The organism is Actinacidiphila yanglinensis (genome assembly GCF_900107965.1).
Lineage (GTDB): Bacteria > Actinomycetota > Actinomycetes > Streptomycetales > Streptomycetaceae > Actinacidiphila > Actinacidiphila yanglinensis.
In genome coordinates, this window is the sequence record NZ_FNVU01000009.1 from 116,831 (window position 1) to 142,594 (window position 25,764).

General features: G+C 72.2%; 20 protein-coding genes and 1 pseudogene. 16 read left to right on the forward strand and 5 right to left on the reverse strand.

All coding sequences use genetic code 11. The annotated features are described in order from the left end of the window. Positions 1 to 52 precede the first annotated feature (52 nt). The 7 genes from secD (at position 53) to C4U44_RS21705 (ending at position 9,604) form a co-directional block, all read left to right on the forward strand. Entirely contained in the window at positions 53 to 1,858 is a 1,806-nt protein-coding gene (secD, locus tag C4U44_RS21675; protein WP_103887621.1) for a protein translocase subunit SecD, read from the forward strand. After that, positions 1,858 to 3,060 carry a protein translocase subunit SecF gene (secF, locus tag C4U44_RS21680; RefSeq protein ID WP_103887622.1) on the forward strand — a complete coding sequence of 401 codons (1,203 nt, stop codon included), beginning with the start codon at positions 1,858 to 1,860 and terminating at the stop codon, positions 3,058 to 3,060. The genes secD and secF overlap by 1 nt, the downstream gene beginning before the upstream one ends. A 144-nt stretch (positions 3,061 to 3,204) precedes the next feature. Further along, complete coding sequence (locus C4U44_RS21685) at positions 3,205 to 3,765, forward strand: adenine phosphoribosyltransferase (protein WP_103887623.1); 561 nt, start codon at positions 3,205 to 3,207, stop codon at positions 3,763 to 3,765. 346 nt (positions 3,766 to 4,111) lie between these two features. After that, entirely contained in the window at positions 4,112 to 6,427 is a 2,316-nt protein-coding gene (locus C4U44_RS21690; protein WP_235032261.1) for a RelA/SpoT family protein, read from the forward strand. A 61-nt stretch (positions 6,428 to 6,488) separates the two neighbouring features. Continuing rightward, complete coding sequence (locus C4U44_RS21695; protein WP_103887625.1) at positions 6,489 to 7,874, forward strand: serine/threonine-protein kinase; 1,386 nt, start codon at positions 6,489 to 6,491, stop codon at positions 7,872 to 7,874. Next, positions 7,867 to 8,487 (forward strand): effector-associated constant component EACC1, encoded by a 621-nt coding sequence (locus C4U44_RS21700; RefSeq protein ID WP_103887626.1) that lies wholly within the window; start codon positions 7,867 to 7,869, stop codon positions 8,485 to 8,487. The genes C4U44_RS21695 and C4U44_RS21700 overlap by 8 nt, the downstream gene beginning before the upstream one ends. After that, positions 8,471 to 9,604, forward strand: a complete 1,134-nt coding sequence (locus C4U44_RS21705; protein WP_103887627.1) for a caspase, EACC1-associated type — start codon at positions 8,471 to 8,473, stop codon at positions 9,602 to 9,604. Before C4U44_RS21700 ends, C4U44_RS21705 begins: the two co-directional genes overlap by 17 nt. Before the next feature lie 172 nt (positions 9,605 to 9,776). On the opposite strand, the gene C4U44_RS21710 is transcribed toward C4U44_RS21705, so the two are convergent. Both C4U44_RS21710 and C4U44_RS21715 read right to left on the reverse strand, forming a co-directional pair. Beyond that, a complete protein-coding gene (locus C4U44_RS21710; RefSeq protein WP_103887628.1) occupies positions 9,777 to 11,003 on the reverse strand; it encodes a DUF349 domain-containing protein in 1,227 nt (408 codons plus the stop codon). Positions 11,004 to 11,219: 216 nt separating this feature from the next. Further along, a complete protein-coding gene (locus C4U44_RS21715) occupies positions 11,220 to 12,077 on the reverse strand; it encodes a peptidylprolyl isomerase (RefSeq protein ID WP_103887787.1) in 858 nt (285 codons plus the stop codon). 263 nt (positions 12,078 to 12,340) lie between these two features. Here C4U44_RS21715 and C4U44_RS21720 point away from each other — a divergent pair, with 263 nt between their 5' ends. From C4U44_RS21720 to C4U44_RS21730, 3 genes are all read left to right on the forward strand, one after another. Beyond that, entirely contained in the window at positions 12,341 to 13,051 is a 711-nt protein-coding gene (locus C4U44_RS21720; RefSeq protein WP_103887629.1) for an MBL fold metallo-hydrolase, read from the forward strand. 11 nt (positions 13,052 to 13,062) lie between these two features. Next, complete coding sequence (gene hisS / locus C4U44_RS21725; RefSeq protein WP_103887630.1) at positions 13,063 to 14,325, forward strand: histidine--tRNA ligase; 1,263 nt, start codon at positions 13,063 to 13,065, stop codon at positions 14,323 to 14,325. A 102-nt stretch (positions 14,326 to 14,427) separates the two neighbouring features. Beyond that, positions 14,428 to 15,090 (forward strand): vitamin K epoxide reductase family protein, encoded by a 663-nt coding sequence (locus C4U44_RS21730; protein WP_103887631.1) that lies wholly within the window; start codon positions 14,428 to 14,430, stop codon positions 15,088 to 15,090. A gap of 60 nt (positions 15,091 to 15,150) precedes the next feature. On the opposite strand, the gene C4U44_RS21735 is transcribed toward C4U44_RS21730, so the two are convergent. Next, positions 15,151 to 15,951: a 3-oxoacyl-ACP reductase gene (locus tag C4U44_RS21735; RefSeq protein ID WP_235032244.1), complete on the reverse strand. Its 801-nt coding sequence runs from the start codon at positions 15,949 to 15,951 to the stop codon at positions 15,151 to 15,153. Positions 15,952 to 16,087: 136 nt separating this feature from the next. Between C4U44_RS21735 and C4U44_RS21740 the strand changes: the two genes are divergently transcribed. Beyond that, entirely contained in the window at positions 16,088 to 17,440 is a 1,353-nt protein-coding gene (locus C4U44_RS21740) for a replication-associated recombination protein A (protein ID WP_103887633.1), read from the forward strand. A gap of 145 nt (positions 17,441 to 17,585) precedes the next feature. Here the strand turns inward: C4U44_RS21740 and C4U44_RS21745 are convergent, their stop codons facing one another. Next, on the reverse strand, positions 17,586 to 18,368 hold the full coding sequence (locus C4U44_RS21745) for a DUF2470 domain-containing protein (RefSeq protein ID WP_235032245.1): 783 nt from the start codon (positions 18,366 to 18,368) through the stop codon (positions 17,586 to 17,588). A 55-nt stretch (positions 18,369 to 18,423) separates the two neighbouring features. On the opposite strand from C4U44_RS21745, the gene rpsD reads away from it, so the two are divergent. Beyond that, positions 18,424 to 19,035, forward strand: coding sequence for a 30S ribosomal protein S4 (gene rpsD, locus C4U44_RS21750; protein WP_103887635.1), 612 nt, complete (start codon positions 18,424 to 18,426; stop codon positions 19,033 to 19,035). Here rpsD and C4U44_RS21755 read toward each other — a convergent pair. After that, positions 19,023 to 21,167: an ATP-binding protein gene (locus tag C4U44_RS21755; protein WP_103887636.1), complete on the reverse strand. Its 2,145-nt coding sequence runs from the start codon at positions 21,165 to 21,167 to the stop codon at positions 19,023 to 19,025. The genes rpsD and C4U44_RS21755 overlap by 13 nt on opposite strands. Positions 21,168 to 21,382: 215 nt before the next feature. Between C4U44_RS21755 and C4U44_RS21760 the strand changes: the two are divergent. From C4U44_RS21760 to ruvX, 4 genes and pseudogenes are all read left to right on the forward strand, one after another. Then, a pseudogene (locus C4U44_RS21760) lies at positions 21,383 to 21,805 on the forward strand (DUF948 domain-containing protein); the annotation flags it as partial. A 102-nt stretch (positions 21,806 to 21,907) separates the two neighbouring features. After that, positions 21,908 to 22,276, forward strand: a complete 369-nt coding sequence (locus C4U44_RS21765) for a DUF6167 family protein (protein WP_103887638.1) — start codon at positions 21,908 to 21,910, stop codon at positions 22,274 to 22,276. Further along, complete coding sequence (gene alaS / locus C4U44_RS21770) at positions 22,276 to 24,945, forward strand: alanine--tRNA ligase (RefSeq protein WP_103887639.1); 2,670 nt, start codon at positions 22,276 to 22,278, stop codon at positions 24,943 to 24,945. The genes C4U44_RS21765 and alaS overlap by 1 nt, the downstream gene beginning before the upstream one ends. A gap of 232 nt (positions 24,946 to 25,177) precedes the next feature. Beyond that, the gene (gene ruvX, locus C4U44_RS21775) at positions 25,178 to 25,642 is read left to right on the forward strand and encodes a Holliday junction resolvase RuvX (RefSeq protein ID WP_103887788.1); all 465 of its coding nucleotides are present in this window, start codon (positions 25,178 to 25,180) and stop codon (positions 25,640 to 25,642) included. Positions 25,643 to 25,764 lie beyond the last annotated feature (122 nt).

Sequence of the window (25,764 nt, forward strand, 5' to 3'; positions counted from 1 at the left end):
CCACCCTTGGGCGCGCAGGCCCAGGGGCGGTAGGACAGGGAGAAACAAGAAGGTGGCAGCAGCCAAGAAGGGCCGCAGGTCCGCGGGCAGCCAGGGGTACCCGGGACGCGCGCTGGCCGTGATCCTCATCGCTCTGGTGGCACTGACCGGAGGAATCTTCCTCTCCGGTCACAAGACCCCCCGACTCGGCATCGACCTGGCCGGCGGCGTGGAGATCACGCTGACGGCCAAGCCCGACCAGCCGAAGGGGACCGTCACCAAGGCGAACATGAACACCGCGGTCAACATCATCAACGACCGCGTCAACGGCCTGGGCGTCTCCGAGGCGGAGGTGCAGACCCAGGGGAGCGACAACATCATCGTCGACATCCCCAAGAGCACCAACGCCGACCAGGCCGAGAAGCAGGTGGGCACCACCGCCCAGCTCTACTTCCGCCAGGTCCTCGCCGAAGACAACGGTGCCCCCGCGAAGCCGACGCCTTCCGGCAGCGCCACGCCCACGCCGTCCGGCTCCGCCACCCCGAAGTCCACGTCGACCCCGAAGTCGACGGCCACACCCAAGTCGACCAGCACCTCGAAGTCGACCAGTACCCCGTCGTCCAGCGCGAGCCCGCAGGGCCGCGCGGTCACCGACGCGCTGAAGTCCGCCCCCGAGAAGGACCCGACACCGGTCCCGACCACCCCGGCGGCCACCAGCACCGCGCCCAGCTCCACGGACACCAGCGGCGCGACGACCGACCCGACGGCGAACGTGCCCGCCGCCCTGCAGGCCAAGTTCGAGGCGCTGGACTGCACCAACGCCACGGCCCGCGCCAAGGCCGCCGAGGGCACCAAGCCCACCGATCAGGTGGCCGCCTGCGGCCAGGAGAGCGGGCAGTGGGTCAAGTACCTGCTCGGCCCGTCCCAGATCGACGGCAAGCACGTCACCAGTGCCAACGCCGTCTTCGACACCCAGAGCGGCAACGGCTGGGTCGTCAACCTGAACTTCGACAGCAAGGGCTCGTCGCAGTTCACCTCGATCACCAAGACGCTGTCCGCGCAGACCCAGCCGAACAACCAGTTCGCCATCGACCTCGACGGTGACGTGGTGTCCGCCCCCTCGGTCTCCTCGACGCTGACCGGCGGCAGTGCCCAGATCTCCGGCAGCTTCACCCAGCAGTCCGCCACCGACCTGGCGAACGTGCTGAAGTACGGCTCGCTGCCGCTGGCCTTCAACATCTCCGACAAGACCACCGTCTCGGCCGCACTCGGCGGCCAGCAGCTGCGCGGCGGCATGATCGCCGGCGCGGTCGGCCTCGCGCTGGTCGTGCTGTACCTGCTGGCGTACTACCGCGGCCTGAGCTTCGTGGCCGTGCTCAGCCTCGTCGTCTCGGCCGCGCTGACCTACACGATCATGTGCCTGCTGGGTGAGGCGGTCGGATTCGCGCTGAACCTGCCCGCGGTCTGCGGTGCCATCGTCGCGATCGGCATCACCGCGGACTCGTTCATCGTGTTCTTCGAGAGAATCCGGGACGAGCTACGCGACGGCAGGTCGCTGCAACCCGCGGTGGCCCGCGGCTGGCCCAGGGCGCGGCGCACCATCCTGGTGTCGGACTTCGTGTCCTTCCTGGCCGCGGCGGTGCTCTACATCGTCTCGGTCGGCAAGGTCCGGGGCTTCGCCTTCACCCTCGGCCTGACCACGCTGCTCGACGTCGCGGTGGTGTTCCTGTTCACCAAGCCGCTGATGACGATCCTGGCCCGCAAGGCCTTCTACGCCAGGGGCCACAAGTGGTCCGGTCTCAACCCGGAGAGCCTGGGCGTTCGCGCGCCCCTGCGCCGCATCCGCCGCCAGTCCTCCTCCGAGACGAAGGAAGCCTGATGTCCAAGCTCGGCACCCTCGGTCACCGGCTGCATCGCGGTGAGGTCAGCTACGACTTCGTCGGCAAGCGGAAGATCTGGTACTCGATCTCCATCCTGGTGACGATCGTCGCGATCGTCGGCCTGGTGGTGAACGGCCTGAAGGAGAGCATCGACTTCTCCGGCGGCGCGGTCTTCAACACGCCGAAGACGTCGATGTCCGTCTCCGACGTGCAGGACAAGATCTCCGGCGACACCGGCGGCCGCTCCGCGACCGTGCAGAAGCTCGGCAACGGCAGCATGCGCATCCAGGTCGCCGACCTGTCCACGGACCAGTCCAAGAAGGTCCAGCAGGAGATCGCCAAGGACCTGAACATCCCCACGTCGAAGATCGACGCGGAGATCGTCGGCCCCAGCTGGGGCAAGGAGATCACCCACAAGGCGCTCGAAGGTCTGATCATCTTCCTGGTGCTGGTGGTCATCTATCTGGCCATCGCCTTCGAGTGGCGGATGGCCGTGGCCGCCCTCGTCGCCCTGCTGCACGACCTGACGATCACCGTCGGCGTCTACGCGATCGTCGGCTTCGAGGTCTCGCCCGGTACGGTGATCGGCCTGCTGACCATCCTCGGTTACTCGCTCTACGACACGGTCGTGGTGTTCGACGGGCTGAAGGAAGCCAGCAAGGACATCACCAAGAAGAACACCTCCACCTACAGCGAGGTCGCCAACCGCAGCCTCAACAGCACCCTGGTCCGGTCGATCAACACCACCGTGGTGGCGCTGCTGCCGGTCGCCGCGCTGCTGTTCATCGGTGGCGGCATCCTCGGCGCCGGCATGCTCAACGACATCGCGCTCGCGCTGTTCGTCGGCCTCACCGCCGGCGCGTACTCCTCCATCTTCATCGCCACCCCGATCGTGGCGGAGCTGAAGGAGCGCGAGCCGCAGATGAAGTCGCTGCGCAAGCGGGTGCTGGCCAAGCGGGTCTCCGACGCGGCCAAGGCGAAGGCCAGGGTCGCGGCCGGGGAGCCCCCGGTCGACCCCGACGACCTCGAGGACGCCGTGCTCGACGGTGACGAGGACGACGAGGACGGCGCCGCCCCCGCGGTCGTCGGCCCGCGCGGCACCGGCTCCGGCAGCACCGCGAGCAGTGGCCGCCCGACCCGCAACCAGCCCGCCAACCGCGGCAGCCGCGGCCGCAACCGCCCCTCCGGCAAGCGCCGCTGATCCGCCGCCCGCCGCCGCCCGGGAGTACGACACCGGGCGGCGGCGGGCGTTTGCACGTCTTCCCACCGCCGTCCGCCCACCGCCCGGCGCCCCCCCGGGGGCCCCGCGCGCCGGCCTCGTACCACCCGTACCGAAAGAAGTGCCATGACCTCGACGGAAGCCGCCTCCACCGAGCTGCGCGACCTGCTGCTGTCCCGGATCCGCGATGTGGCGGACTACCCGCAGCCCGGGGTGATGTTCAAGGACATCACCCCGCTGCTGGCCGACCCGGTGGCGTTCAACGCCCTGGTCGACGCGCTCGCCGGGCTGTGCGCCCGGCACGCCGCCACGCAGGTCGTCGGGCTGGAGGCGCGCGGTTTCATCCTGGCCGCGCCCGCCGCCGCCCGGGCCCGCCTCGGCTTCGTCCCGGTCCGCAAGGCCGGCAAGCTGCCCGGGCCGACCCTCGCACAGGGGTACGCCCTGGAGTACGGCACCGCCGAGATCGAGGTGCACGCCGACGCCTTCGGGCCCGGGGACCGGGTGATCGTCATCGACGACGTGCTCGCCACCGGCGGCACCGCCGAGGCCGCGCTCGACCTGATCGGGCGTACCGGCGCCACCGTGGTGGGCGTGGCCATGCTGATGGAGCTGACCGCGCTCGGCGGGCGGGAGCGGCTGGCCCCGGTGCTGAAGGGCGTCCCGCTCGACGCGCTCGTCGCGGTCTGAGCCGCCCCGGTCGCGGCGCGCACCGCGCCGGGTTCGCCGGGTTCCGGGCGCTCCCCGCGAGCGCCCGGGCGCCGTGTACGGCGGTCGGCGGGGCCTCCTTGCCCCCGACGGCCGCCCGCTGGCGGCCGCCGCTCGTTACCATGGGACTTCGACCGCGTGAGGAGTGCCGTTGCCAGACCAGGCCCAGCCGCTGGACGCCGCTGACGGGACCGCCGAGGTGACGGGACCGGCCGACGGCGGAGCCGGTGCGCCCGAATCCGCCGAGACCGGCAGCGACACCGACGGCGCCACCCTCGCGCCCAAGCCCGGTCCGGCCGCGGTCCGGCCGGTCCGTACCCCGGGCAGCGTGGCCCCGACCCGGCCAGGGCCCTCCTCCAGCCGGGTCCGCGCCCGGCTCGCCCGGCTCGGCGTGCAGCGCTCCAGTGCCTACAACCCGGTGCTGGAACCCCTGCTGCGGATCGTCCGGGGCAACGACCCCAAGGGCGACAGCGCGCAGATGCGGCAGATCGAGGCCGCCTACCAGGTCGCCGAGCGCTGGCACCGCGGCCAGAAGCGCAAGAGCGGCGACCCGTACATCACCCACCCGCTGGCGGTCACCACCATCCTCGCCGAGCTCGGCATGGACCCGGCCACCCTGATGGCCGGGCTGCTGCACGACACCGTCGAGGACACCGAGTACGGCCTGGAGCAGCTGCGCCGCGACTTCGGCGACCAGGTCGCCCTGCTCGTCGACGGCGTCACCAAGCTGGACAAGGTCAAGTTCGGCGAGGCCGCGCAGGCCGAGACGGTGCGCAAGATGGTCGTCGCGATGGCCAAGGACCCCCGGGTCCTGGTGATCAAGCTCGCCGACCGGCTGCACAACATGCGCACCATGCGCTACCTCAAGCGGGAGAAGCAGGAGAAGAAGGCCCGCGAGACCCTGGAGATCTACGCCCCGCTGGCCCACCGGCTGGGCATGAACACCATCAAGTGGGAGCTGGAGGACCTCGCCTTCGCGATCCTCTACCCGAAGATGTACGACGAGATCGTCCGCCTGGTGGCCGAGCGCGCTCCCAAGCGCGACGAGTACCTGGCCGTGGTCACCGACCAGGTGCAGCAGGACCTGCGCGCGGCCCGGATCAAGGCCACCGTCACCGGGCGCCCGAAGCACTACTACAGCGTGTACCAGAAGATGATCGTCCGCGGCCGGGACTTCGCGGAGATCTACGACCTGGTCGGCATCCGGGTGCTGGTCGACACCGTCCGGGACTGCTACGCGGCCCTCGGCACCATCCACGCGCGATGGAACCCGGTCCCCGGCCGGTTCAAGGACTACATCGCGATGCCGAAGTTCAACATGTACCAGTCGCTGCACACCACGGTGATCGGTCCCAGCGGCAAGCCCGTCGAGCTGCAGATCCGTACCTTCGACATGCACCGCCGCGCCGAGTACGGCATCGCCGCGCACTGGAAGTACAAGCAGGAGGCGGTGGCCGGCGCCTCCAAGGTCCGCACCGACAGCCCGCGTTCGGACAAGAAGGACGACGCGGTCAACGACATGGCGTGGCTGCGGCAACTCCTGGACTGGCAGAAGGAGACCGAGGACCCGGGCGAGTTCCTGGAGTCGCTGCGCTTCGACCTCTCGCAGAGCGAGGTCTTCGTCTTCACCCCCAAGGGCGACGTGATAGCGCTGCCGGCCGGCGCCACCCCCGTGGACTTCGCCTACGCGGTGCACACCGAGGTCGGCCACCGCACCATCGGCGCCCGCGTCAACGGCCGCCTGGTGCCGCTGGAGTCCACCCTCGACAACGGGGACACCGTGGAGGTCTTCACCTCCAAGGCGTCCGGTGCCGGGCCGTCGCAGGACTGGCTGGGCTTCGTCAAGTCGCCCCGGGCCCGCAACAAGATCCGTGCCTGGTTCTCCAAGGAGCGCCGCGAGGAGGCGGTCGAGCAGGGCAAGGAGGCCATCGCGCGGGCGATGCGCAAGCAGAACCTGCCCATCCAGCGGGTGCTGACCGGCGACTCCCTGGTCACCCTCGCCCACGAGATGCGCTATCCCGACATCTCCGCGCTCTACGCGGCGATCGGCGAGGGCCACATCACCGCGCAGTCCGTGGTGCAGAAGCTGGTCGACGCGCTCGGCGGCGAGGACGGCGCGACCGAGGACATCGCCGAGATCACCACGCCCACCCAGGGGCGCACCAAGCGGCGCAACAACGCCGACCCGGGCGTCATCGTCAAGGGCGAGACCGACGTCTGGGTGAAGCTCTCCCGCTGCTGCACCCCGGTCCCCGGCGACCCCATCATCGGCTTCGTCACGCGCGGCAACGGCGTCTCGGTGCACCGCGCCGACTGTGTCAACGTCGAGTCGCTCTCCCAGCAGCCCGAGCGGATCATCGACGTGGAGTGGGCGCCCACCCAGTCCTCGGTCTTCCTGGTCGCCATCCAGGTCGAGGCGCTGGACCGGGCCCGCCTGCTGTCCGACGTCACCCGCGTGCTGTCCGACCAGCACGTCAACATCCTGTCCGCCGCCGTGCAGACCTCCCGCGACCGGGTGGCCATCTCCCGCTTCACCTTCGAGATGGGGGATCCCAAGCACCTCGGCCACGTGCTCAAGGCCGTGCGCGGCGTGGAGGGCGTCTACGACGTCTACCGGGTGACCTCCGGCCGCCAGCAGCGCTGACCGCGCCCGGCGGCATAGGATCGTCGGTCGTGGGCCACGTCGGCGACGGGGGAGGACGCGCATGACGGCAGCCGCCGGGGGACTGCTCGGCAACCGCTACCGGTTACTGCGCCCGCTCGGAGCGGGCGGGAGCAGCCGCGTCTACGAGGCCGAGGACCTGACGCTGGGCCGCCGGGTGGCGGTCAAGGTGCTGCGGCTGCTGGACGGGCTGACGATCGACCCGATGGTCCTCGAACGCTTCCGGCGCGAGTCGGAGACGCTGGCCAGGATCAGCTCCTCCGCGGTGGTCCGCGTCCAGGACGCGGGGGTGGACGCTTCCTCGAGCACGCCTTTCCTGGTGATGGAACTCCTCGACGGCGTCGAGCTGTTGACCCTCGTCGAGCGCGAGGGGGCGTTACCGGTCGAGGTCGTGGAGACCGTCGCGGCGAGCATCTGCGCGGGCCTGGAGGTCGTGCACGAGGCGGGCGTGGTGCACCGCGACGTCAAACCGTCGAACGTGATGGTCACCCGCTCCGGCCGGGTCGTGCTCCACGACTTCGGGCTGTCCCGGGTGCTCGACACCACGCCGGTGACCGGCCTCGGCGACGTCGTGGGCACCCCGCGCCACCTGCCGCCGGAGTCGATGCGCGGGGCGACGCCCCGTCCCACCGCCGACATGTACGGCCTGGGCACCTGCATGTTCACCATGCTCACCGGGCACGAGCCGTTCCCGGACGAGGAGGAGATCGCGGGGATCGTCTACCAGGTCGTCGACGTCGGCGTGCCCCGGCTGACGGGCACCGCGGGCATACCCGACCGGCTGGCGGCGCTCGTCGACTCGCTGACCGAGCGGGACCCCTCCCGCCGGCCGGGGAACGCCGCGGAGGTGCTCAGCACGCTCCCGTTCGGCAGCGCGCCGGAGACCACGCAACTGCTGCGGGACATGGTCGCCCGATGCGTGCGCGACGACGCGGTGGCCAGCGTGCACCACGCGATGCCCGCACCCGCGCCGGAGGACAGGACCGTCGCGGTGCCCGACGCGCAGACGCGGACCGGGTACCCCGAGCTCCTGCGCGACACGGACGTCACCCTCGTACGGCCGTCGGCCACCGGGGAGCAGCCGGCGGCGCAGTGGCCCACGGCGGCGGCCGGTTCCGAGCCGCTCGGGCTCAGCGGCACCACGCAGCAGATGGTGATGAGCGGCATGACCGAGCCGAAGGCGACGTCCCGGCTGCGGGAGGCCGTCACCCTCGTGCACCGCGGCGACCTGCAGGACGCGGTACGCATCCTGGGCACGCTCGCCCGGGTCTGCCCCACCTCCCTGGGCCGCGACCATCCCACCACGCTGGCCGCCCAGTTCTGGCAGGCGATGTGCCTGTCCCGGCTGGGCGCGGGCGGCGAGGCCGTGGCGCTGTTCTCCGCGGTGAGCGAGCGATGCGAAGCGGAAAGGGGCACCGGACGTGCTTGAGATCGACGTCACGCTGGCGGCCGGCCGGCGGGGCAGTGCCGAGGACGACCTCCGCTCCCTGCTGCGCTGGCTGCGCGAGGACGAGAACCTGGCCGGCCGTGCCGACGGCCGGGTCCGCGACGGCACCCCGCCGCAGCCCGGCCGGATGGGCACCGCCTTCGACATCCTCCAACTCGTCATCGGCTCGGGCCTGTCCGCCGCGGCCCTGGTGGTGTCCGTCCTCCAGTGGCGCGACGCGCGGCACCGGGAGCCGGCCATCACGCTGCGCCGGGGCGGGATGACGGTGGAGATCCCGTCGGCCTCGGAGGTGAACGCCGCGGTTCTCACCCGAGCCGTCGAACTCCTCGCGGCGGTCCCGGTGGACGCGGTCCCTGCCGAGGCTTCGGCGGAGGCGGCTCCGGCCGAAGGGCCGCTCGCGGGGGAGCCGGTCATGGTGCCGGCCGCCGCCGCGCCCCCGCCGCCCGCGCCGCCGTTGCCGCTGGTCCCCCTGGCGCGGACACCCCCGCCGTCCGTGCCGCCGCTGCCGTCCGCACCACTGCCCGTGCCGCCCGCCGCCGCACACGCCCCCGCACCCCTCACGGAAGAGCCGGAAGGTGATGGAACGCCTTCCTGACCCGATGGCCTCGCGGGCCGTGATCATCGGCACCGCCGCCTATCTCCAGCTGGAGCAACTGCCCGCCGTCAACGCCAATCTGCGCGACCTCGCGCAGGCACTCGGCGACCCGATGCTGTGGGGCCTGCCCGACCGGAACTGCGTGATCATCGCCGACCCGCAGGACTCCTCGGCCCTGCTCGACCCGGTGCACCGCGCCGGGGACGAGGCCGAGGACACCCTGCTGGTCTACTACGCGGGCCACGGCCTGCGGGACGCGGAGTCCGCCGACCTCTACCTCGCCCTGACCGGATCGCGCGCCAACACCGGCTACACCGCGGTCGCCTACCAGCACCTGCGCACGGCGGTACGCCAGTCCCGGGCCCGCCGCAAGATCATCGTCCTCGACTGCTGCTTCAGCGGGCGCGCGGCGCGCGCCCTGGACGGCGGCATCGCCGACGAGACCGCGGTGGACGGCGCCTACGTGCTGGCGGCCTCACCCCGGGACCGGGTGGCGCTGGCCCCCGACGGGGAGATGTACACCGCCTTCACCGGCGAACTGCTGGACATCCTGCGGCTGGGCATCGACGACGGCCCCGAACTCATCGACCTGGAGACGATCTACCAGCTCCTGGACGTCCGGCTGCGGGCCAAGAACCGCCCGCGCCCGCAGCGGCACCAGGAGAACAACACCGGCCGCCTGCCCCTCGTACGCAACCGCGCGGCGGCCACCGAGCCCGTACCCGCGGGGCCGGTGCTGCGCGAGGAGGTCCGCGCGGCCATGCTCGCCGCCGGGCTCAACCTCGCCCGCCTGCTGCGCTCCGTCGGCCGCAGCAGGGACGCCCTCCCGGTCCTGCGGCTGGCCCTCCAGGAAGGGGCGCCCGAGACCGGGGCGAACAACTTCGCGGTCCAGCTCGAACTGGCCGAACTCCTCGCGGACACCGGACGGAGCCGGGAGGCCGTCGAGGTCCTGGAGCAGGCGTTCATGGAGACCCACAAGTCCTTCGGGCCCGAGGCGGTCCAGGTCTGCCGCCGCCTCGCCGACCTCCTCCAGGAGTCCGGCAACCACATCCAGGCGTGCGAGGTCCTCAAACACGCCCTCGACCTCACCGAAATGTCCACCCCCACCACCCCCTGACCGGAGGCACCCGCACCAACACGGGCCGCACGAGCGGAAGTACCCGCACCAACGGGCGCCGCACGAGCGGAGGCACCCGCACCAACAAGGGGCGCGGGGAACTGCGCGAGAAACCCCCCACCGGGGGTGGTCCCTGAACACACAGGACCACCCCCGGTGGGGGGTCACCTCACTACCGAAACTCCCCCATACCCTTGAGCGCCGCGTCCAGCAACGCCTGCCGCCCATCCAGCTCGGCCTGCAGCTTGTCCGCCTTCGCCGAGTTCCCCGCGGCGCGAGCCGTCGCGATCTGCCCTTGCAACTTCTCGACGGCCGCCTGGAGTTGGCCGGTCAGGCCGGCCGCCCGCGCCCGCACCTCCGGGTTGGTCCGGCGCCACTCCGCTTCCTCGGACTCCTGCAGAGCCCGCTCCACGGTGTGCATCCGCGCCTCGATCCGCGGCCGGGCGTCGCGCGGCACGTGGCCGACCGCCTCCCAGCGCTCGTTGATCGAACGGAAGGCGCCCCGCGCGGACTTGAGATCCGTCACCGGCAGCAGCTTCTCCGCCTCGGCGACCAGCTCCTCCTTGCGCGCGAGGTTGTCCCGCTGCTCGCCGTCCCGCTCGGCGAAGACCTCGCCGCGCGCGGCGAAGAAGACGTCCTGCGCACCGCGGAAGCGGTTCCACAGGTCGTCCTCGGCCTCGCGCTGCGCGCGTCCGGCCGCCTTCCACTCCGTCATCAGGTCGCGGTAGCGGGCCGCGGTCGGACCCCAGTCCGTCGAACCGGACAGCGACAGCGCCTCGGTGACCAGCTTCTCCTTGGTCCGCCGGGCCTCCTCGCGCTGCGCGTCCAGCGACGCGAAGTGCGCCTTGCGCCGCTTGGAGAACACCGAACGGGCGTGGCTGAAGCGGTGCCACAGCTCGTCGTCGGCCTTGCGGTCCAGCCGCGGCAGGCCCTTCCAGGTGTCGACCAGGGCCCGCAGCCGCTCACCCGCGGTGCGCCACTGCTCGCTCTCGGCCAACTCCTCGGCCTCGGCGACCAGTTTCTCCTTGGCGGCCTTGGCCTCCTCGCTCTGCTTGGCCCGGACCGCCCTGCGCTCCTCGCGCCGGGTGTCCACGAGCGTCACCAGGGCGTCCAGCCGGGTGCCGAGCGCCGCCAGGTCGCCGACCGCATGCGCCTCGGTCACCGCCGTACGCAGGTGCTCGATCGCGGCCAGCGCTTCCTTGGGCGCCAGATCGGTGGTCTGCACCCGCCGTTCGAGGAGGCCGATCTCCACGACGAGCCCCTCGTACTTGCGCTCGTAATAGGCGAGCGCCTCATCGGGGGAGCCCGCCTGCCACGAACCGACCTCCTTCTCACCGTCGGCCGTACGCACGTACACGGTCCCCGTCTCGTCGACGCGGCCCCACGGGTCGCTGCTCACAGCGCCTCCCTCATGTGATGCCCACCGGGTCACCGCCGGCGGGCATCGTCCACAGTGTCTCTCCGGCCGGGCCGCACGCCCTGACCGGTCCCAACCGCCAACATAGGCGACCGGCGCCCCGGCTGTCCGCATCCGATGCGCGCCCAATCGCGAATTCGGATACCGATCAGGACTCGGTCCGATCATGGCGAGGTAGCGGCAGTGCCGCCGCCGGGGTCAGGACTTGGTGACGGTGGCCTTGTTGATCACCACGGTCGCGTTCGGCGCGCCGTCGCCCTGGCCGGTGCTCTCACCGTCGGCGGCGATCTTGTCCAGCACCTTCATGCCGGACGAGGAGATGGTGCCGAACGGCGTGTACTGCGGGGGCAGCGGGCTGGCCTTGTAGACCAGGAAGAACTGGCTGCCGCCGGTGTGCGCCTGGCCGGTGTTGGCCATCGCGACGGTGCCCGCGGGGTAGGTGACCGAACCGGAGGTCGCGTCGGCCTTGCCGAACGCCGTCAGGTTCTCGTCCGGGATGGTGTAGCCCGGGCCGCCGGAGCCCTGCCCGGTCGGGTCGCCGCACTGCAGCACGTAGATGCCCGTGGTGGTGAGCCGGTGGCACTTGGTGTGGTCGAAGAAGCCCTGGTCGGACAGGAACTTGAACGAGTTCGCGGTGTGCGGCGCCTTGGCCGCCTCCAGCGAGATCGGGATCGCGCCGCAGGTGGTGTCCAGGTTGAAGGTGTACGTGGCCGACTTGTCGATCGTCATCGCCGGCTCCTTCTTCCACTGCTTGGTGCCGGGCTTGCCCGCCTCGGCCTTCTTGCAGGGGTCGGGACCCTTGGGCGCTGCGGTGGTGGGGGCCGCCGCGGACGGGGTGGGGCTGGAGGCGGCCGCGTCGTCCTTCTTCTTGCCGCTGCTGCCGTCGAAGGCGCCGGCCGCCCACGCGCCGCCGAGCGAGGCCACCACCACGGCGACCACCACGGTGATCACCGAGTTGCGCACCCGCGCCTTGCGGCGCGCGCCGACCCGGCGCTCCTGCTGCCGCGCGAACTTGTCCCGGGCGAGCTGGCGCCGCCGCTGATCCTTGGTGGTCACTTCGCCGTCTCCGTCGTTGAGTGTCGGTTGTCCGTCCGTGCCGCGCACCGACGCATTGCGTTGTATGTTTCCTGTGCGCCGGCTGTATCCAAGGGGACACAGTCGGTGCTGAACGTGCCGTATGCGAATGTACGTGCCGCAGATCTTCGCGTCACGGCGCACCTGCCGTCCAGTCCGCGAACCGGCGGCAAACAGGTTCGCAGCGGTGCGCGGGTCGCCGGTAGGCTCAGAGGGCACCGACCGCGGACGACAGAAGGACGAACGTGCTCATTGCCGGGTTCCCCGCCGGGGCGTGGGGCACGAACTGCTACGTGGTCGCGCCGGCCGCCGGCGAGGAGTGCGTGATCATCGACCCGGGCCACCTCGCGGCCCAGGGCGTCGAGGACCTCCTCGCCAAGCACCGGCTCAAGCCCGTGGCGGTGATTCTCAGCCACGGCCACATCGACCACGTCGCCTCGGTGCTGCCGGTCTGCGGCGCGCACGGCGTGCCCGCCTGGATCCACCCCTCCGACCGCTACATGATGAGCGACCCGGAGAAGGCCCTGGGCCGGGCCGTCGGCGCGCAGTTGATGGGCGAGCTGGCCGTCGGCGAACCCGACGACCTGAGGGAACTGGCCGACGGGGACACCCTCGCGCTGGCCGGGCTGGAGTTCGGCGTCGCGCACGCACCCGGCCATACCAAGGGGTCGGTGACCTACCGGCTGCCCGAGAGCGCCGACGTGCCGTCGGTGTTCTTCTCGGGCGACCTGCTGTTCGCCGGCTCCGTCGGACGCTCCGACCTGCCCGGTGGCGACCCCGCCGAGCTGTACGAGTCGCTGGCCCGCGTGTGCCTGCCGCTCGACGACTCGACGGTGGTGCTCTCCGGGCACGGCCCCCAGACGACCATCGGCCGCGAGCGCGCCACCAACCCCTTCCTGGGCGAGGCGGCCCGCGGCCAAGGAGCCGGCCAACCGGCTCCACGACGAGGATTGTGACTGTCACTGCCGTGAGCACGTTCCAGGCCCCCAAGGGCACCTACGACCTCCTGCCGCCCGACTCCGCGACCTTCCTCGCGGTGCGCGAGGCGATCGCCGCCCCGGTCCGCCGGGCCGGCTACGGATACGTCGAGACCCCCGGCTTCGAGCACGTCGAGCTGTTCTCCCGCGGGGTCGGCGAGTCGACCGACATCGTCACCAAGGAGATGTACGCCTTCACCACCAAGGGCGGCACCGACCTGGCGCTGCGCCCCGAGGGGACCGCCTCGGTGCTGCGCGCCGCCCTCCAGGCCAACCTGCACCGCGCCGGCAACCTGCCGGTCAAGCTCTGGTACTCCGGCTCGTACTACCGCTACGAGAATCCGCAGGCCGGCCGCTACCGGCACTTCTCGCAGGTGGGCGCCGAGGCGATCGGGGCCGAGGACCCGGCGCTGGACGCCGAGTTGATCATCCTGGCGGCGGACGCGTACCGCTCGCTCGGCCTGACCGGCTTCCGGCTGCTGCTGAACTCGCTGGGCGACAAGGAGTGCCGTCCCGCCTACCGCGCCGCGCTCCAGGAGTTCCTGCGCGGCCTCGACCTCGACGACGACACCCGCAAGCGGATCGAGATCAACCCGCTGCGGGTGCTGGACGACAAGCGCGAGTCCGTGCAGCGTCAACTCACCGGCGCGCCGCTGATCGTGGATCACCTGTGCGAGGCGTGCAAGGAGTACCACGAGCGGGTCCGCGAGCTGCTGACCGCGGCCGGGGTGGCCTACGAGGACGACCCGCGGCTGGTCCGGGGCCTGGACTACTACACCCGCACCACCTTCGAGTTCGTGCACGACGCCCTCGGTTCGCAGTCCGCGGTCGGCGGCGGCGGGCGGTACGACGGCCTGTCCGAGATGATCGGCGGCCCGTCGCTGCCGTCGGTCGGCTGGGCGCTGGGCGTGGACCGCACCGTGCTGGCGCTCAAGGCGGAGGGCGTGGAGCTCCCGCTGCCCGCGGCCACCGACGTGTACGCGGTGCCGCTCGGCGACCAGGCACGGCGGACGCTGTTCGCACTGGTCACGGAGTTGCGGCGGGCCGGGGTCGCAGCGGACTTCGCGTTCGGCGGCAAGGGCATCAAGAACGCCATGAAGTCCGCGGACCGCTCCGGCGCCCGTTTCGCGGTCGTCGCGGGCGACCGGGACCTCGCGGAGGGTGTGGTGCAGCTCAAGGACCTGGTCAGCGGCGAGCAGGGCCCGGTCGCGCTGTCCGAGGTGGCGGACACCGTCAAGGAACGGCTGGTTTGAACCGCTCGTCCGTGTACCAGGGCGGGCGAACCTTACTCCATTCACACCGCCCTGGTGCACAATATGGGTGCCCGCCCCCACGGACCTAAGAGATCGGCGATCATGACGACTTCCGCGTTGGACGAGAGGCGAACGGACGGCGACGGACACCCCGAGTCCCCCTTGCAGCGCGAGATCGTGCCGAGCAAGGCGTTCACGTGGCTGCTGCTCATCGCGGGCGTGCTCGGCCTGTGGGCCTCCTTCGTCATCACCAATGACAAGTTCGTCCTGCTGCAGAACACCGTCGACGGCAAGCCCAGCCACTTCTCGTGCAGCCTGAACCCGGTCATCGCCTGCGGCGACGTGATGCAGAGCAAGCAGGCGCACGCCTTCGGCTTCCAGAACCCGATCATCGGCCTGGTCGCGTACGGCGTGGTGATCTGCCTGGCGATGGGCATCTTCGCCGGCGGCCGCTACAAGCCGTGGTTCTGGTACGGCCTGCAGGCCGGCAGCCTGTTCGGGGTCGGCTTCATCACCTGGCTCCAGTACCAGACGATCTACAACATCCACGCGGTCTGCCTGTGGTGCTGCCTGGCGTGGATCGTCACCATCCTGATCTTCTGGTACACCGCCGTGCACAACATCCGGCACGGCCTGATCAAGGTGCCGGGCAAGGTCCGCGGGGCGGTGCTGGAGTTCCACTGGGTGGTGCCGGTGGTGTGGTACGCGGTGATCGGCATGCTGATCCTGACCCACTTCTGGTACTACTGGAAGACGGTCATCTGATCGTCCGGGGGCCGTCCGACCTGCTGTAACGCCGTCTGCAACGGCGTTCTGCACGGGCGTCTACAACGGTGTCACGTACGCTCCCGAGGCGCCGCCGTCGACCAGGAACTGGCTCGCGGTGACGAAGCCCGCGTCGTCACTCGCGAGGAAGGCCACGGCGGCGGCGATCTCCTCGGCCCTCGCGAACCGTCCCATCGGGATGTGCTTCAGCCGCCGGGCGGCTCGCTCGGGGTCCTTCGCGAACAGCTCGCGCAGCAGCGGGGTGTCCACCGGACCCGGGCACAGGGCGTTCACCCGGACCCCCTCGCGGGCGAACTGCACCCCCAGCTCGCGCGTCATCGCCAGCACCCCGCCCTTGGAGGCGGTGCCGGAGATCTGCGAGGTGGCCGCGCCCAGCACCGCCGCGAAGGACGCGGTGTTGATGATCGACCCCCTGCCCTGCCGCTGCATGTACGGCAGTACCGCCTTGCAGCACAGGTACACCGACGTCAGGTTGATCTCCTGCACCCGGCTCCAGGCGTCCAGGCCGGTGGTCAGGATCGAACCGTCCTCCGGCGGTGAGACGCCCGCGTTGTTGAACGCGACGTCCACCGAGCCGTAGGTGTCCTGGGCGGCCGCGAACAGCGCCTCGACCTGGCCCGGGTCGGTGACGTCGGTGTGCACGAAGAGCCCGCCGATCTGCTCGGCCACGGCCCGGCCGCTCTCCACGTCCACGTCCGCGGCCACCACCCGCGCGCCCTCGCTCGCCAGCCGGCGGGCCGCGGCCCGGCCGATCCCGCTGCCCGCGCCGGTGACCACCGCGGTGCGCCCGACCAGGCGCCGGCAGGCGGGCGGCTCGGCCGGGTCGTCGGTGTCCGTCACGGGTGCCTCCTCGCCGGATGGGCGCGCCTGGGTGCACGGCGCTCTCGTCCTCATAGGTATGGCTTTCGCCGTCCGCGTTGAAACGGAGCGAACCGCGAGGTCGGAGAGTGTCACAGGGGTGGCATACGCTGCACGGGTGGAGCCAGATCTGTTCAGCGCGGCCGCGGAGGAGCGGCGGGAGCGGGACCCGGGCAGCAGCCCGCTCGCGGTGCGGATGCGCCCGCGCACCCTGGAGGAGGTGGTGGGCCAGCAGCACCTGCTGCGCACGGGCTCGCCGCTGCGCCGCCTGGTGGGGGAGGACGGCAGCGGTCCGGCCGGCGCCTCCTCGGTGATCCTGTGGGGCCCGCCCGGCACCGGGAAGACCACGCTCGCCTACGTCGTCAGCAAGGCCACGAACAAGCGCTTCGTGGAGCTGTCGGCCATCACCGCGGGCGTGAAGGAGGTCCGCGCGGTCATCGAGAGCGCCAAGCGCCAGGCCGGCGGGTACGACCGGGAGACCGTGCTGTTCCTCGACGAGATCCACCGCTTCAGCAAGGCGCAGCAGGACTCGCTGCTGCCCGCGGTGGAGAACCGCTGGGTCACGCTGATCGCCGCCACCACGGAGAACCCGTACTTCTCGGTGATCTCGCCGCTGCTGTCCCGCTCCCTCCTGCTGACCCTCGAATCCCTCACCGACGACGACATCCGCGGCGTGCTGCACCGCGCGCTCACCGAGGAGCGGGGGCTGGGCGGCGCGGTCACGCTGGCGCAGGACGCCGAGGAGCACCTGCTGCGGATCTCCGGCGGTGACGCCCGCCGCGCGCTGACCGCGCTGGAGGCCGGCGCCGGTTCCGCGCTCGCCAAGGGCGAGGACACCCTCACCCTCGCCACCGTCGAGGAGGCCGTCGACCGCGCCGCGGTGGTGTACGACCGCGACGGCGACCAGCACTACGACGTGGCGAGCGCGCTGATCAAGTCCATCCGCGGCTCCGACGTCGACGCGGCGCTGCACTACCTGGCGCGGATGATCGTGGCGGGGGAGGACCCCCGCTTCATCGCCCGCCGGCTGATGATCTCGGCCAGCGAGGACATCGGGCTGGCCGATCCGACCGCCCTGCCCACCGCGGTCGCCGCCGCGCATGCGGTCGCGATGATCGGCTTCCCCGAGGCGTCCCTCATCCTCAGCCACGCCACGATCGCGCTGGCCCTCGCGCCGAAGTCCAACGCGGCGACCACCGCGATCGGGGCGGCGCTCGCGGATGTCCGCGCGGGCAACGCGGGGTCGGTGCCCGCGCATCTGCGGGACGGCCACTACAAGGGCGCGGCCAAGCTCGGCCACGCCCAGGGGTACGTCTATCCGCACGACGTGCCCGGGGCGATCGCCGCGCAGCAGTACCTGCCGGACGGGATCGCCGACCGGCGGTATTACGAGCCCACCCGGTACGGCGCGGAGGCGCGGTTCGCGGACATCCTCGAGCGGGTGCGGAGCAGGCTTTCCGGCGGTGAGTGACCCTCCGGGGTGCCCCTGACCCTCCGGGGTGTCCCGTCCTGCCGGTTGAGGGGCCTTGCGGTCCGCCGTGGCTTGTCGCGCAGTTCCCGGCGCCCCTGGTTTGTGCGGCTCCTCCGCGAAAAGAGCGTCACCACCAAGGACGGGCCTACGTTCGGGCGGAGGCGAAGAGGTGGCGGAGGGCGCGGCGGCCGGCCGCGGGACCGTCGACCGGGGCGGGAAAATCGAAACGGGCGTCGTACGTCCCGGCAGGTCCGCTGCAACGGACCCGGAGCCCGAACCGGTCGAGGGCGAGCGGGATGACCGCTGTCGGGGCGGAGCCGCCGCAGGACCCCGCCGGCATCCCGCACAGCAGCGCCACCTCCTCGGGATGAGCGGCGGCGAGGTGCTGGAGGACCTCGGTCTCGAACGGCGCCAGCGGGTCGGGCGCGGCGGCGGCGAACTCGTCCGGCTCGACCAGTGCGGTACCCCAGAGGTCGTCCAGCGAGATCTCCCCGGGTTCCAGCCGCAGCAGTTCCGCGTCGGACTCGAACCCGCCGCCGGGAACGTGGGTGAGCCACCCGGCGACCCAGGCGCGGCCGCGGATGCGGTGCGGGACGGCGACGGGTGCCACGTCCGTGACTTCGAGCACAGCCGGCACCTCGTCGTCGGTGGCGTGCCGCACCGCCCGCACGGCGGCGCTGTCCCGCGGGAAGAGCAGGAACACGTCCCCCTCGGGCCCGACGGAGCGGCGCAGCGGCACCATCGGTTCGGGCGGGGCCGGCCGCAGCGCGGGAATGGCCAGCGCGAGGGACGGGTTACCCTCGACCAGAGTGCGCGCGCGTTCGGCGGCCGAGGGCTGCCGGGGCGCCTTTTCCACTTCGGGACGCGGCTGACCGTTCTCCTGCTGCTGCGACGGCAGTTCGGGTGCGGGGTTCCCGGGTCGAATCATGCGTACTCCTCAGCTAAGGTAAGCCTTACCTAATCTACACGGAGGTTCGACGCACGTGAATCAGTCGCGTCCCAAGGTCAAGAAGTCCCGGGCGCTCGGCATCGCGCTCACCCCGAAGGCCGTCCGGTACTTCGAGGCCCGTCCCTACCCGCCCGGTGAGCACGGCCGCGGTCGCAAGCAGAACAGCGACTACAAGACCCGTCTGCTGGAGAAGCAGCGGCTGCGCGCGCAGTACGACATCAGCGAGCGCCAGATGCAGCGGGCGTACGACCGCGCGAAGAAGGTCGAAGGCAAGACCGGCGAGGCGCTGATCGTCGAGCTGGAGCGCCGGCTGGACGCGCTGGTGCTGCGGTCCGGGCTGGCCCGCACCATCTACCAGTCGCGGCAGATGGTCGTGCACGGCCACATCGAGGTCAACGGGCGCAAGGTCGACAAGCCGTCGTTCCGGGTCCGCCCGGAGGACGTCGTGCAGGTGCGGGAGCGGTCCCGCGAGAAGACCCCGTTCCTGGTCGCCCGCGAGGGTGGTTGGGCCCCCGACGGCGAGACGCCCCGCTATCTCCAGGTCAACCTCCAGGCGCTCGCGTTCCGGCTCGACCGGGACCCGAACCGCGGCGAGATCCCGGTGATCTGCGACGAGCAACTGGTCGTGGAGTACTACGCCCGCTGATCGCCGGTGGCCCGCGGTTGCCCGCGCAGGTCGCCGCGCCCCTGGTGGGGCACCCCCTCGACCCGGGGGAGCCCCACGGGCAGCCGGGTGTGCGTCAGAGCGCGCAGCACCGCCTCGTCGAAGGACAGCCGGGCGCCCTCGTACAGCGCCGCCGCGTACGCGTGGTCGCTCAGCTGCTCGCGCAACCGGCGTTCGCACACGGCGCGGGGGGCGTTGAAGTAGCGGGAGCCGAAGAGGCGCAGGCCCACCGACTCCCACAGCCGCCCGGCGGCGCCCTGGAGCACCGCCGCCTCGCGGGGCGCCCCTTCGTGCTCCGTGACCAGGGCCAGCAGCTCCAGCGCGAGGACCGCGCCCACCAGGTCGTGGAAGGTGTGGTCGATGGCGAGCGACTCCTCCGCGAGGCGGCGGGCCCGCGCCGGGTCCCCGCCCAGCCAGGCCGTGTAGCCGAGGACGTAGAGGGCGTAGGCCAGCGTCCAGCGCTCGCCGTGGTCCCCGCAGATGTCGCGGACCTCCTCGGCGAGCCGCTCCCCCTGCTGCACGTCGCCCTGGAAGGCCACCGCCATGGCCAGTTCCACCTGGCCCATCAGCACGTTGCTGTTCAGCTCGCCGATCCGCCGGTAGCGCTCGAGCGCGTCGCCGATCACCCGCTCCGCGACCGGCATGTCGTCCGAGACCAGCGCCAGGCAGCCCAGCCGGTGCACGGCGTACGCGGCCGCGGTGGCGTTCCCGCTCTCGTCCGCCTCGGCGCGGCACTCCTGGAGCACGGACAGCGCCGCGGTCGAGTCGCCCTGGAGCAGGGCGACGTAGCCGCACACCCACATCGCCTTCGCCCGCGCGTCGCTGGGTTCGGCACACGCGTCCAGCGCCCGGTCCAGCCAGTGGCGGCCCTCGGCCAGCCGCCCGCAGCCGACCCAGCAGAACCACAGGGTGCCCGCGAGGTACTGGCCGACCGCCGGGTCCTCGGCGGGACCGTCGAGGCTGAAGTCGAGCGCCAGCCGCAGGTTGGGCAGCTCCGCGGTCACCAGCGCGGCGACCTCCGCCTGCCGCGGGCTGAACCAGTCGAGCTCGCACCAGGTGGCCAGCCCCAGGTACCAGTCGCGGTGCCGGCGCCGCATCCGCTCCTCGTCGCCGAGCGCGGCCAGCCAGGAGGCGCCGTACTCCCGCACGCTCTCCAGCATCCGGTAGCGAGTGCCCTCCTCCGCGTCCGCGTCGCGGCTGATCACTGACTGCGCCACCAGCCCGGCCACCGTGTCGGCGACGTCCTCCTCGGCGAGGTCGGTGCCCGCGCAGACGTACTCCACCGCCTCCAGGTCGAAGCCGCCGGCGAAGACCGACAGCCGGGCCCACAGCAGGCGTTCGGCCGGCGTGCACAGCTCGTGGCTCCAGCCGATCGCCGTACGCAGCGCCCGGTGCCGGACCGGGGCGGTCGGATCGCCACCGGTCAGCAGCCGGAAGCGGTCCTCCAGCCGGTGCAGCACATCGCCCACGGACAGCGCGCGCAGCCGCACCGCCGCCAGCTCCAGCGCCAACGGCAGCCCGTCCAGCCGCGCGCACAGCTCGGTGACCGCCTCGGCGTCCGCCCCCGACACCGCGAAGTCCGGCAGCACCTCGGCGGCCCGCTCCGTGAACAGCCGCACCCCGTCGCCCGGTACCGGCAGCGGCGCCAGCGCCAGCAGCCGCTCCCCGGTGATGCCCAGCGGGCGGCGGCCGGCCGCGAGCACCCGCAGTCCCGGCGCCCGGCGCAGCAACTCGCCGACCAGCGCCGCGCATTCGGCCGGCACCCGGTCGAAGCCGTCCACCACGAGCAGGAGTTCGCGGTCGGCCACGTGCTCGGCCAGCGCGGTGCGCGGGCCCCGCGTGGTGTGGTCCGGGACGCGCAGCGCCTCCGCGACCGTGTGGTCCAGCAGGCCGGCGTCCCGCAGCGCCGACAGGTCCACCGCGTGGACGCCGTCCCGGAAACGGTCCTGTGCCAGGCGGGCCGCCCGCAGGGCCAGCCTGGTCTTGCCGACACCGCCGGTGCCGGTCACGGTGGTCAGCCGGCCGCTCCCCAACAGCACGTCCAGCTCGGTCAGTTCGCCGTCACGGCCGACGAATCCGGTCAGCTCGGCCGGCAGGCTCTCCGCGGATCCCATGATGCACGGAGCGTACGCGGACGCTGGCACTCCGTACAACCCGCCCGGGCGGCCCGCGTGATGCCCGGTCCCGCCGGTCCGGGATTCCCGCGCGCGGCCCGCACCGGCGGGCGGTTCGGGGGCCGACGGCGCCGGACGGGCTGGACGGTCTTGTCGGCACGACGCGATAGGCTCGCCCTATTACGTGGCGTGGTCGGCAAAGGGAGTGCGGCAGCGTGTCCGGTGGAGAGGTGGCGGGCCTGATCGTCGCGGTGTTCTGGGCGATCCTCGTGTCGTTCCTGGCCGTCGCGCTGGCCCGGCTCGCGCAGACCCTGCGACGCACCACGGAGCTGGTCGCGGGCATCACCCAGCAGGCCGTGCCGCTGCTCGGCGAGGCGTCCGACGCGCTGCGCAGCGCGCACGCGCAGCTCGACCGGGTCGACACCATCACCTCCGACGTCGCCGAGGTGACCGCGAACGCCTCGGCGCTGTCCTCCACCGTCGCCTCGACGTTCGGCGGCCCGCTGGTGAAGGTCGCCGCGTTCGGGTACGGCGTGCGGCGCGCGGTCGGCATGCAGTCCGGTGACGCCGGCAAGGCCCGCGCCCGCACCCTGTCGGGCAAGGTGCTCCCCGCCGCGCGGCGCGGCCGCCGCGACCGCCGCACGCCGAGGCCCGGCGCGGCCGGCGCGGAGGACCGGGGCATGAGGGCCTCCGCGAAGGACGCGCGCAGGAAGACCGACTGATGGAAGAAGACTGAGGCCATGCTCCGCCGTCTGTTCTGGTTCCTGTCCGGTGCCGCCACCGGAGCCTGGGCCACCGTCAAGGTGGGCCGCGCGGTGCGCCGTCTCAACCCCGACAGCCTCGCCGTGACCGCCGCCGACCGCGCGCTGGAGACCGGTGCGCGGCTGCGGCTGTTCGCCCAGGACGTCCGGGTCGGCATGGCCCAGCGCGAGACCGAACTGCACGACGCCCTGGGACTGCGCGCCCAGGGCGCACCCCCCGCTCCCGAGCCGCTGCCGTCCCCCCGGGCCACCCTGCCCGGGAGTGCGACGAGCGGCGACCCCTCCGCTCTGCCCGCCCGGGGCAAGGGCGGGGACCGCAAGCACAAGAACCGGAAGGACGAACACTGATGGAGTCGGCAGAAATCCGCCGCCGCTGGCTGCGCTTCTTCGAGGAGCGCGGGCACACCGTGGTGCCGTCGGCCTCCCTCATCGCGGACGACCCGACGCTGCTGCTCGTCCCGGCCGGAATGGTCCCGTTCAAGCCGTATTTCCTCGGTGAGGTCAAGCCGCCCTTCGACCGCGCCACGAGCGTCCAGAAGTGCGTGCGCACCCCGGACATCGACGAGGTCGGCAAGACCACCCGGCACGGCACGTTCTTCCAGATGTGCGGCAACTTCTCCTTCGGCGACTACTTCAAGGAAGGCGCCATCACGTACGCCTGGGAGCTGCTGACCAGTTCCCAGGCCGACGGCGGCTACGGCCTGGAGCCGGAGAAGCTGTGGATCACCGTCTACGAGAAGGACGACGAGGCCGAGCGGATCTGGCGCGACGTCGTCGGAGTCCCCGCCGAGCGCATCCAGCGGCTCGGCATGGGCCCCAACTTCTGGTCGATGGGCGTCCCCGGCCCCTGCGGCCCGTGCTCCGAGATCAACTACGACCGCGGCCCCGAGTTCGGTGAAGAAGGCGGCCCCGCGGTCAACGACGAGCGGTACGTGGAGATCTGGAACCTGGTCTTCATGCAGTACGAGCGCGGTCCCGGCCACGGCAAGGACGGCTTCGACATCCTCGGCGACCTGCCCGCGCAGAACATCGACACCGGTCTCGGCCTCGAACGCCTCGCGATGATCCTGCAGGGCGTGCAGAACATGTACGAGACCGACACCCTCCGGGTCGTGATCGACATCGCCACCGCCCTGACCGGCGTGCACTACGGCCACGCGCACGACTCCGACGTCTCGCTGCGGGTCGTCGCCGACCACATGCGCACCGCCGTCATGCTGATCGGCGACGGCGTCACCCCCGGCAACGAGGGCCGTGGCTACGTCCTGCGCCGGATCATGCGCCGCGCCATCCGCAACATGCGGATGCTCGGCGCCGACCGCCCGGTGGTCGCCGAACTCGTGGACGTGGTGATCGGCACCATGGGCGAGCAGTACCCGGAGCTGCTCAACGACCGCAAGCGGATCGAGTCCGTCGCGCTCGCCGAGGAGTCCCGCTTCCTCAAGACCCTCTCGGCCGGCACCAACATCCTCGACACCGCCGTGACGGAGACCAAGTCCAAGGGCGGCCAGGTGCTCTCCGGCGACCAGGCCTTCCTGCTGCACGACACCTGGGGCTTCCCGATCGACCTCACCCTGGAGATGGCCTCCGAACAGGGGCTGAGCGTCGACGAGGACGGCTTCCGGCGGCTGATGAAGGAGCAGCGCGACCGCGCGAAGGCGGACGCGCAGAAGAAGAAGACCGGGCACGCCGACCTGTCGGCCTACCGCGAGGTCGCCGACCGCTCCGGCGCCACCGAGTTCACCGGCTACCTCCACGACCACGGCGAGGCCACCGTCGTCGGCCTGCTCGTCGACGGCCTGCCCTCCCCGGCCGCCATCGAGGGCGACGAGGTCGAGGTCGTCCTCGACCGCACCCCCTTCTACGCCGAGGGCGGCGGCCAGCTCGCCGACACCGGCCGCATCCGGCTGGACAGCGGCGCCGTCGTGGAGATCCGCGACGTGCAGCGCCCGGTGCCCGGCGTCAGCGTGCACAAGGGCGTCGTCCAGGTCGGCGAGGTCACCCTCGGCGCGGCCGCGCACGCCCAGATCGACCTGACCCGGCGCCGTGCCATCGCCCGCGCGCACAGCGCCACCCACCTCACCCACCAGGCGCTGCGCGACGCGCTCGGCCCCACCGCCGCGCAGGCCGGCTCGGAGAACTCGCCCGGCCGGTTCCGCTTCGACTTCGGCTCGCCGACCGCCGTACCCGGCACCGTGCTGACCGACGTCGAGCAGAAGATCAACGAGGTGCTGGCCCGTGAACTCGACGTCACCGCCGAGGTGATGCCGATCGCCGAGGCCAAGCGGCAGGGCGCCATCGCGGAGTTCGGCGAGAAGTACGGCGAGCACGTCCGCGTGGTCACCATCGGCGACTTCTCCAAGGAGCTGTGCGGCGGCACCCACGTGCACAACACCGCCCAACTCGGCCTGGTCAAGCTGCTCGGCGAGTCCTCCATCGGTTCCGGCGTGCGCCGGGTGGAGGCGCTGGTCGGCGTCGACGCGTACAACTTCCTGGCCCGCGAGCACACCGTGGTCGCCCAGCTCACCGACCTGGTGAAGGGCCGGCCGGAGGAGCTGCCCGACAAGATCTCCGGGATGCTCGCCAAGCTCAAGGACGCCGAGAAGGAGATCGAGCGGTTCCGCGCGGAGAAGGTGCTCCAGGCCGCGGCCGGGCTCGCCGAGGCCGCCGAGGACGTCAAGGGCGTCGCCCTGGTCACCGGCGCGGTGCCGGAGGGCACCGGCGCGGACGACCTGCGCAAGCTCGTGCTCGACGTGCGGCAGCGGATCGGCGGCGGCCGGCCCGCCGTCGTCGCGCTGTTCACCGTGGCCGGCGGCCGCCCGCTGACCGTCATCGCGACCAACGAGGCCGGGCGCGAGCGCGGCCTCAAGGCCGGCGAGCTCGTCCGCACCGCGGCCAAGACGCTCGGCGGCGGTGGCGGCGGCAAGGACGACGTCGCCCAGGGCGGCGGCCAGCAGGCCGCGGCCGTGCCCGATGCGATCGAGGCCGTGCGGCGGCTCGTCGCCGAGAAGGCGTGACATGACCGAGCGACGGCGGGGCGCGGAGCGCGGCCGGGACCGGCCGCGCGCCCGGCGCTCCGCCGCGCACGGGCACCGACCCGACCACGGGAGCGGCCCCGAGGACGCAACCGGGCGCCCGGCGGCGGCCGGTGACGACCGCTCGGGCGCGGCGGGAGCCGACGGCGCGGCAGGCGGAACCGGCGGCGCGGGCGACTCGGAGGGTTCCGGTACCTCCCGGGCCCCCGGCGGGATCCGGCGCGGCCGGCGGCTGGCCGTGGACGTCGGGGACGCCCGGATCGGGGTCGCCTCGTGCGACCCGGACGGCATCCTCGCCACCCCCGTCGAGACGGTGCCCGGCCGCGATGTGGCCGCCGCGCAGCGCCGGTTGGCGGCCCTGGTCGCCGAGTACGAACCCATCGAGGTCGTCGTCGGCCTGCCCCGGTCGCTGAACGGCACCGAGGGTCCCGCGGCCGCCAAGGTGCGCGGCTTCGCGCAGGCTGTGGCGAAAATCATCGCCCCGGTCCCGGTCCGGCTCGTGGACGAGCGGATGAGCACGGTCACCGCGACCCAGGGGCTGCGCGCGTCCGGGGTCACGGCCAGAAAGGGACGCTCCGTGGTCGATCAGGCCGCCGCTGTCGTTATTCTGCAGAGCGCGTTGGAGACCGAGCGGGTGTCGGGCACTGCTCCTGGCGAGAACGTCGAAGTAGTCATCTGATCGCGATACGGTAACGTTCCCCGCGACACGGCGGCGCCCTCGGGTGCCGCCCGTTTCGCAAGGTCGGCGGACCGATGCCGACCGCGTACCGAGGGGACCGAGGGCGGACGCCCGAGCAGCCG